The sequence below is a fragment of the Uliginosibacterium sp. TH139 genome, assembly GCF_002855595.1.
Lineage (GTDB): Bacteria > Pseudomonadota > Gammaproteobacteria > Burkholderiales > Rhodocyclaceae > Uliginosibacterium > Uliginosibacterium aquaticum.
On record NZ_PKRR01000016.1, the window covers coordinates 1 to 8,336 of the forward strand.

At 51.2% G+C, this 8,336-nt stretch carries 9 protein-coding genes; all 9 read left to right on the top strand.

The window, feature by feature from the left end; translation table 11 throughout:
• Window positions 1–1,198, top strand: a 1,198-nt coding sequence (locus C0V76_RS19765) for a hypothetical protein (protein WP_216821806.1), incomplete at its 5' end; no start/stop codon positions are given.
• Between the two features lie 1,708 nt (window positions 1,199–2,906).
• The gene (locus tag C0V76_RS19300) at window positions 2,907–3,449 is read left to right on the top strand and encodes a hypothetical protein (protein ID WP_101944550.1); all 543 of its coding nucleotides are present in this window, start codon (window positions 2,907–2,909) and stop codon (window positions 3,447–3,449) included.
• Between the two features lie 512 nt (window positions 3,450–3,961).
• Window positions 3,962–4,447: a T6SS immunity protein Tdi1 domain-containing protein gene (locus C0V76_RS19305; protein ID WP_101944551.1), complete on the top strand. Its 486-nt coding sequence runs from the start codon at window positions 3,962–3,964 to the stop codon at window positions 4,445–4,447.
• On the top strand, window positions 4,429–5,034 hold the full coding sequence (locus C0V76_RS19770) for a hypothetical protein (protein WP_143707487.1): 606 nt from the start codon (window positions 4,429–4,431) through the stop codon (window positions 5,032–5,034). Before C0V76_RS19305 ends, C0V76_RS19770 begins: the two co-directional genes overlap by 19 nt.
• Before the next feature lie 13 nt (window positions 5,035–5,047).
• Complete coding sequence (locus tag C0V76_RS19775; protein ID WP_143707488.1) at window positions 5,048–5,605, top strand: hypothetical protein; 558 nt, start codon at window positions 5,048–5,050, stop codon at window positions 5,603–5,605.
• Window positions 5,606–5,712: 107 nt separating this feature from the next.
• The gene (locus C0V76_RS19780; RefSeq protein ID WP_143707489.1) at window positions 5,713–6,093 is read left to right on the top strand and encodes a hypothetical protein; all 381 of its coding nucleotides are present in this window, start codon (window positions 5,713–5,715) and stop codon (window positions 6,091–6,093) included.
• Between the two features lie 95 nt (window positions 6,094–6,188).
• Window positions 6,189–6,674 carry a hypothetical protein gene (locus tag C0V76_RS19785; RefSeq protein ID WP_143707490.1) on the top strand — a complete coding sequence of 162 codons (486 nt, stop codon included), beginning with the start codon at window positions 6,189–6,191 and terminating at the stop codon, window positions 6,672–6,674.
• Window positions 6,675–7,320: 646 nt separating this feature from the next.
• Window positions 7,321–7,632 (top strand): hypothetical protein, encoded by a 312-nt coding sequence (locus tag C0V76_RS19790; RefSeq protein WP_143707491.1) that lies wholly within the window; start codon window positions 7,321–7,323, stop codon window positions 7,630–7,632.
• Window positions 7,633–7,776: 144 nt separating this feature from the next.
• Entirely contained in the window at window positions 7,777–8,142 is a 366-nt protein-coding gene (locus tag C0V76_RS19310; RefSeq protein WP_101944552.1) for a hypothetical protein, read from the top strand.
• Window positions 8,143–8,336: the final 194 nt, after the last annotated feature.

Below are 8,336 nucleotides of genomic sequence, written 5' to 3' on the forward strand. Positions count from 1 at the left end.
CCTAACCATTCCGTCGAGAGGGACCGCCCACACGCTGCGCTTGTGGGTTCCCTTCGCGGCTTCGCCGCTACGGCGGCCCCTCACGTCAAACGTTAGGCGTATTGCTAAAGGGCTTCGGTCATTGGAACTATTTACCCCACTATTTCCGCAAGAACGTTGGCACCCGCATTTTAAGACAGTGCTATCCCCGTTCTGCAAGCCCAGCCGTGAAGTTGTTACTCGGTGGGCGGACGGTTTTACCGATCGGGACGGTAAATTTGTTCAGGAGTTCCAGTTGTCATTCAACTCTCCATTTTGGGAGTTGTATTTACATGCCGTCATCAAAGATTACGGTTACACAATCGATTGGTCAAAGTCGGCGCCAGATTTCTCTGTTTTGGTTAATGAATCTAAAAACATATTGATCGAAGCAGTAACTGCAAATGCAGCCGATGGCAAACCTAACGAATGGGACAAGAAGTTTTCTGCAGAAGACATGCAGAGCCTCGATCTTCAAAAATTAAACCACGAGGCAATGGTTCGCCTTTCCAGCGCCATATACAGCAAGCACAGAAAATACTGCAAAGACTACGCATCCCAACCTCATGTGCAAGGACGTCCATTTGTTCTGGCTGTCGCGCCGTTCGAGCAGCCATATTTCAATCACCAATACAATCGCCCTATCAAATCAGTTCTTTACGACCACTACGTCGATGAAGATGAGTATTTGAGAAATCCAAGCGAATTTCCGAACGGTCCGCGATCCAAGAGTCTCGGCTTTGTAACTAAAGATAATGGCGTAGAAATAGAGCTTGGTTTTTTCAATGATGATCGGATGCGCGAAATTAGTGCCGTAATGTTTTCTTGCACGGCAACCTGGGGAAAAGTAGATTCTCTAGTAACGGGGGAGTCCAGCCGTAAAACCCTCATAACTACGATTTGGGGGTCGGAGCCCGATGGCCGGCCGATTCGTCGAGTTGGAACACCAGATGAAATTGGTGAAACCATCACAGATGGCTTGCAGATCTACCACAACCCTTACGCAATTCGTCCGCTGGACCCAGCCGTTTTTCGCAAGAAAGGGGTCGTACAGGTGTTCTTTGATGGACGTAAGCAGGCGTGGGTGGAGGAGGAGCTTGCGCGCAGCCTCTTCATTCGCCAAGCCTTCTCCTTCATGCCGGATGATGAACCGCCAAACGACACCTCGGAATCCGCCTAACCACTCCGTCGAGAGGGACCGCCCACAAGCTGCGCTTGTGGGTTCCCTCCGCGGCTTCGCCGCTGCGGCGGCCCCTCACGTCAAACGTTAGGCGTCTTGGCTGTTGGTCTTTATTTTTAGGTTGAGCGCTTAAACCGGTTGGCAGTTGGTTGGCGCAAAACCTCGGTGATTCGGTCGCGCCGCTTTTGATGCGCTTATTTGATCGGCATCTGATCGTTCGCGTCGCTTGGCCTGTGATAATTTGTCGGCAGTGCCGTGCGGGCTGTGAGTGCCGCACGTTGATTCACCGGTGGCTCGTCCAGGCGAGCCGTGATTATTTCTAAGTGGTTGCCTTCGCTGAGCAGCGCATTCGTTGGGCGTGAAAAGCCGGTTTTTTCACCCATCCGCCTAACAATTCGCTCAATAGGGACGGCCCAAAGCTGCGCTTTGGGTTCCCTCCGCGCTTCGCGCTCCGGCCGCCCCTTAGCTCAAACGTTAGGCGTCTTGGTTGTTGGTCGTTGTTTTGAGGTTGAGCGCTTAAACCGGTCGGCAGTTGGTTGGCGCAAAACCTCGGCTATTCGGTCGCGCCGCTTTTGATGCGCTTATTTGATCGGCATCTGATCGTTCGCGTCGCTTGGCCTGTGATAATTTGTCGGCAGTGCCGTGCGGGCTGTGTTCGCCGCACGTTGTTTCACCGTTGGCTCGTCCAGGCGAGCCGTGATTATTTCTAAGTGGTTGCCTTCGCTGTGCGGCGCATTCGTTGGGCGTGAAAGGCCGGTTTCTTCACCCATCCGCCTAACAATTCGCTCAATAGGGACGGCCCAAAGCTGCGCTTTGGGTTCCCTCCGCGCTTCGCGCTCCGGCCGCCCCTTAGCTCAAACGTTAGGCGTCTTGGTTGTTGGTCTTTGTTTTTAGGTTGAGCGCTTAAACCGGTCGGTAGTTGGTTGGCGCAAAAACTTGCTTGTTCGGTCGCGCCGCTTTTGATGCGCTTATTTGATCGGCATCTGATCGTTCGCGTCGCTTGGCCTGTGATAATTTGTCGGCAGTGCCGTGCGGGCTGTGAGTGCCGCGCGTTGTCTCACCGGTGGCTCGTCCAGGCGAGCCGTGATTATTCCTAAGTGGTTGCCTTCGCTGTGCGGCGCATTCGTTGGGCGTGAAAGGCCGGTTTCTTCACCCATCCGCCTAACAATTCGCTCAATAGGGACGGCCCAAAGCTGCGCTTTGGGTTCCCTCCGCGCTTCGCGCTCCGGCCGCCCCTTAGCTCAAACGTTAGGCATCTGAGAACAGTGAGTCTGCGAATATGAACCGATGGAATATCCCGGAATGGCTTGAAAAAGAAGTTGTCGCCCGAGACGCTCGATGTATTTATTGTGGAATCACGTTTGGTTCGTGTGGCACCCGAAAATCAAAGTCTTCGTGGGAGCACATCGTAAACGATGAGAGAATCATCACTAGAGAAAATATCGCTTTGTGCTGCATGTCCTGCAACTCAAGCAAAGGCGCCAAGTTGTTGCAAGATTGGCTAACAAATTCCAAATATTGCGATCGAAAAGGCATAAACGAAAATACGGTCGCACAGGTTGTTAAAAATGCGCTTATTTCGCCGCCATCGCTTGCCTAACAATTCCGTCGAGAGGGACCGCCCACAAGCTGCGCTTGTGGGTTCCCTTCGCGGCTTCGCCGCTGCGGCGGCCCCTCACGTCAAACGTTAGACGCAGAAGGAGCATATATGCCTGACTTGCTCAACCTCGCAGTCACAGGATTACTCAGTAGCTCCGTTGGCGCAGTGATTGTTGGCGTCCTCTTTGTCCGCCATAACAAGACGATTGAAGCCGAGATTCAAGAAAAACTTTCCCGAGCACTTAAGGTTTTTGAGTCGGAAAGAACATGGAAGGAACAAGCACTTTTCGAGCTGTTCGGACCACTTCAGATGCAATTTGAGCGCACCAAAAGAGCGTTTAACCGCTGGACAAAGAAAAATCTATATCTCGAAAGTAAGGTTGTCAGAGAAGGAAATGAGACGATTCGGAACCTGTTGCTCAACAAGGGCCATCTTATTCCGCCAGAACTCATGAACGAGGCCTGTAGCTTGGTCGAACATTACGATGCTTGGCTTGAAAAATTTGACAGAATCCGCGGAGACGGCGGAACTGTATCTACTGAAAGTTTTGTATTTTCCGGGCCAGATGGCTATCCATTCCCGACAAGTGCTGAAGCTAAATTCAAAGAAACGTTTCGTAGATTGCAGCATGAACTATACGGCGTGGTCTAACACTACGGTCAAGCGGACCGCCTGCAAGCTGGCGCTCGCAGGTTCCCTCCGCGCTGCGCGCTACGGCGTCCGCTTACCTCCACGTTAGAGCTCATGCAAATTAGGGGCGTATTAGCTAAGGCTTTCCTGCTGATCGCGGGCATATTCGCAGTAACGTGGGGGAGGATGACGTACGAAACAGCAAGCAACCATTGGGCGGTTAGGGGCGTCTGCGAAAGCATAGCTGCTAGCAGCAGTGTTGATGAAGCGATATCGGCGTTCAACTCACTTGGTGAGAAATCAGTACGTCACGAGGTGGGAGGTACCGTTGTAAGCGTGATAGGCCCAGCAGCTTGCCGTTGCAAAATTGCCACCGAAAGCGGAAGAGTTAAAAATACATATGCACTTTGTGAGCACTGATCACCGCCGCTCTAACAATTCCGTCGAGAGGGACCGCCCACAAGCTGCGCTCGTGGGTTCCCTTCGCGGCTTCGCCGCTGCGGCGGCCCCTCACGTCAAACGTTAGAGATCACATGTCCGCCACCTATACACTCATGTCGGATGCCAAAAACCATGACGTCCCAGCACTTCTCGCAGAATGGAAATGGCTCATCCCTGAAAGCGATACTCCGCTCTTCATTAGCGCATTTGGTGACTGGGTTTTCGGTAAGCCTAATGGCAGCCTTTGGGTACTGTCTCTGCTTGAAGGCACCTATGAGCAGGTGGCCAAAAACTCTGCGGAATACAACTCACTGAATAAATCTGAAGAATGGTTGAATCGCATCTTCATTGCTGAGTGGCTGCCGATTGCAATCCAAAACGGGCTGTCGCCAGGTCACGATGAATGCTTAGGCTGGAAGCTGCATCCTTTGCTTGGTGGAAAGTTCGAAGTATCAAATCTTCAAGTATTCAGCATGTTGGTTTATCAGTCGGTAGTGGGCCAACTTCTTCGCCAGTTGAGCCTTCGTCAGCCGCAGCCTCCTGAGGCACCGAAGAAACCATGGTTCAAGTTCTGGTGATCTCTAACCATTCCGTCGAGAGGGAACCCACAAGCTGCGCTTGTGGGTTCCCTTCGCGGCTTCGCCGCTACGGCGGCCCCTCACGTCAAACGTTAGACATCATGTTCCCACATGGCGACGATGACCGGTTTTCTAGAAGCCTTCCAAAATGGATGGTGATCGGAATATTTTTGCCAGCTTTTCTTTCCTTACTGGCAATCCCCTTTTTCGGGAAATACATTCCCTTGGAGTTTATAGATATTTATGTTGGGCTGGGCGTGGGTGGCATTGGATTCTCCATCGTCGTTCTGTGTGTTCACGGTATCCGATTAGGTTTCCTGCCAGGCCGATTTCTTGTCTCAAGGGCGATCACCCCTATTCGATTTTGGCTCACGATCCTTCTTTTACTTGCTTTTGCCTTGCCCATGATCATCGGCGCATGTATCGGGGTTTGTGCTTCTTTATTGGCATTCGCCAACTCGGCACAATCTATCCATTGGCCTCAAAAGATGTCTAACCATTCCGTCGAGAGGGACCGCCCACAAGCTGCGCTTGTGGGTTCCCTTCGCGGCTTCGCCGCTACGGCGGCCCCTCACGTCAAACGTTAGCTTCATCGATCACATGCGCGGATTCATCGCAACAGAATCAATCAGAATCTTCGGTGCGCCAGTGCATATCCACTGGTCAGTCCTCGTAATTTGCACAGCGCTCTTGGTTGGCGCGATTCAAACCCCGTTGCTCGCTGTCGAATGGTTGGTTACATACTTGGCCATTATCCTTATGCATGAGGCCGGCCACGCATACGTAGCAAAATGCCTAGGCTGTCGCATTCATGATGTTTATATAACTTTCATTCACGGCGTATGCGTCTATGAAGCACCTTACTACGAAAAAGAAGTCAGTCTGGTGGCATGGGGCGGCGTGCTTACTCAGCTAGCGATAGCACTTCCGTTAATTGTTCTATCTTTGTTGCTTGGTGATAGTCAACCTGCAGCCGTACGTGTTCTTACAACAAATCTTGGCTATTACAATTTCTTCATCGCATGCTTCAACCTAATCCCCGCAAAAGGGTTTGATGGTGAGAAAGCGTGGCGTCTTATCCCAACTTACATCAATGAGATTCGAGCACGCAGTACCGCTAAGAAAGTAACTGAAAAAATAATTCGCCGTATCAAATGAAGCTAACCATTCCGTCGAGAGGGACCGCCCACAAGCTGCGCTTGTGGGTTCCCTTCGCGGCTTCGCCGCTACGGCGGCCCCTCACGTCAAACGTTAGGGCTTCTGAAATGAAACCCCAGCCTCACCCAGTACTGCTCGGAATTGCAGCCGCATTAGTTGGGTCACTATTGAGCGCGTTCTTACTGACGCTTTTCGGTTTTACGGGTGAACTTAAAACTGTTGGCCAAGTTGTCGGAGGTACACTGGCCGTTGGGGGCTACGGCTTTATCTTGGCCATTCCTGTTGTCCTGCTTTACGGGATGCCGCTATACGCTTTACTAAGAAAAATAAACTTTGCAAATCCGGTTACTGCACTACTGGTAGGCGCAGCCCCTGGCGTAGCTGAGGTTCTGTGGACTCACGGCAGCTGGTTAGATGCAATACTTTGGCATGGTGTTTTAATTGCGTTGTTCTATCTGGCACTGAGGCGACGCTATGCAACGCCCTAACAATTCCGTCGAGAGGGACGTCCGCAAGCTGCGCTTGCGGTTCCCTTCGCCTTCGGCTCCGGCCGCCCCTCACGTCAAACGTTAGGCAAAAACGAATGTCTGTTCGAGATCCTGAAGACATCAATCGAACGATAAAACTACGATATCCGTTGGCGCCTCCGATAGCGTGGACGTTAATCATAGGAATATCTATATATATAATTTTGTTCCCACTTTTTAGTGGGATTCAAAGTCAAAACCCATCAACGATAGAATTCTATTGGGCTGAGACCTCGACTATACTTTCTGTGATTATCGGAATGATTGTAATTTCAAACAAACTCTCGTCCATAGAGCTAACGAGAAATGAATTAAAAATATTTAAGGTGACAAGAAAAAGCAAGTGCATCAATTTGTCTGACATAGATGCCTTGTTTCTGCCCCCATACAATCCTTCCGACCATGATATACCGATAGATATTTTAGTTATTCACTTACGAAGCTCTGGGGTTGCAGAGGAGGTGGATTTTTATGGATTTTCAAAAACAGCAGAGCAATTTGCAAACGATCTCTCTGCTCGAATTTCGGCTCTGCGCGTATGATTCCGCGGGGCCTAACCCTTCCGTCGAGAGGGACCGCCCACAAGCTGCGCTTGTGGGTTCCCTTCGCGGCTTCGCCGCTACGGCGGCCCCTCACGTCAAACGTTAGACGTCTCCGATCTCAACACGCCCATGTCAGTCGCCATCGATCGCAATGCGTGGTCTAGGTCTAGCCAGAATTCATCTGGTGGTCACTACGACGACAAAGCTGTTGAGTATGAAAACATTGCATACCGCTGCCGCAAGTGCTTCGCTGACTGTGTTTTCTCTGCAGAAGCTCAGAAGGCTGCGTATGAAAACCAGAAACGATTTGTCTGGTGGCTACCAAGTCTGTGCGCTCAATGTCACAAGGAGTTCGATGAGCTCAAAGCAGAAGAGCTTAATTGCCAGGCGCGGTGGAGCTCAGAAAAGGCATCCTTGGCAAAGGATGATGCGTTTATCCGGAGATGGCTGGAGGTGATACGGTCTGTCCAGGCATTTGGCAAACCGACCAATTCCAGTATGGAAGTAATGCTTATGCGTTGCCTTGAGGCGTCTCATCGTGAAACAGACGTCTAACCCTGCAGTCGAGCGGGACAGCCACAAGCTGCGCTTGTGGTTCCCTCCGCTTCGCTCCGGCTGCCCCTCACTTCCACGTTAGGCGTCTTGCATGGTTTACCTAGATTTCTCCGGCGTGCGATTCGGTTCACAGCTTGATGAAAAGCATCTTTTTGCCTGGGCGCTAGAAATCGAGGGCACGCTCCGCTGGGAGCAAGATACATTGGTTGTTCGTTCAGTCCGAATATCAGAAGAGTCACTTCGAGATTTGATTGCACTTTTTCATCGGTACAACATACCAATGGCGCAATTGGCACAGTTCGAAAATGAGAAAAATACAAGTTGGTTTCGCGCGCCAAAGATGTATTGGCACAAGCAAGTTTTCCAAAGCAAGCGCGGTCAGGCGTTAAAGAGCTCACCGTAATGATACAACGAAAAACAGCGTATTTTGTGAAAGAGCCGCCTAACCCTGCAGTCGAGCGGGACAGCCAACAAGCTGCGCTTGTTGGTTCCCTCCGTGCTTCGCACTCCGGCTGCCCCTCACTTCCACGTTAGGTGCTCACACAAAATGAAGCACATTGCCATTTGGAAATATTTCAGTAGCTTCGAGACCACTAGCGAAGAAATTGATTCATCGGCTTTTGATAACAAGCTAGAGCAGGTGGAGAGTGAAATTCGCGCCCTGCTTGCAAAGCACGGTCTTAAGCTACTTTCCCAAGAGGGAAGATTTATTCCGATGGAAAAAATGTCCACTTGCTACTGTGATGCATGTGGGCACTTGATGATGAACCGCGATGAAAACCCAGCCCGTTTCGACGGTAGTCCACTCTATGCGGATCTTGAGTTCGTTATTCTTGATGGTGGCAACCATGAAGGCAGGTCACTGTGCCAAGAGTGTCTTCCCATTTCCCACCGATGGGGTCTGTTTTCATGAGCCGCGCACCTAACAATTCCGTCGAGAGGGACCGCCCACAAGCTGCGCTTGTGGGTTCCCTTCGCGGCTTCGCCGCTACGGCGGCCCCTCACGTCAAACGTTAGCGAGCAATAACATGCATGCCTCGGAGCAGAAGGCTCTAGATGATATTGAGCAATATGGCTGCCATGTCATTCACGTCCTAGAGGAGGACG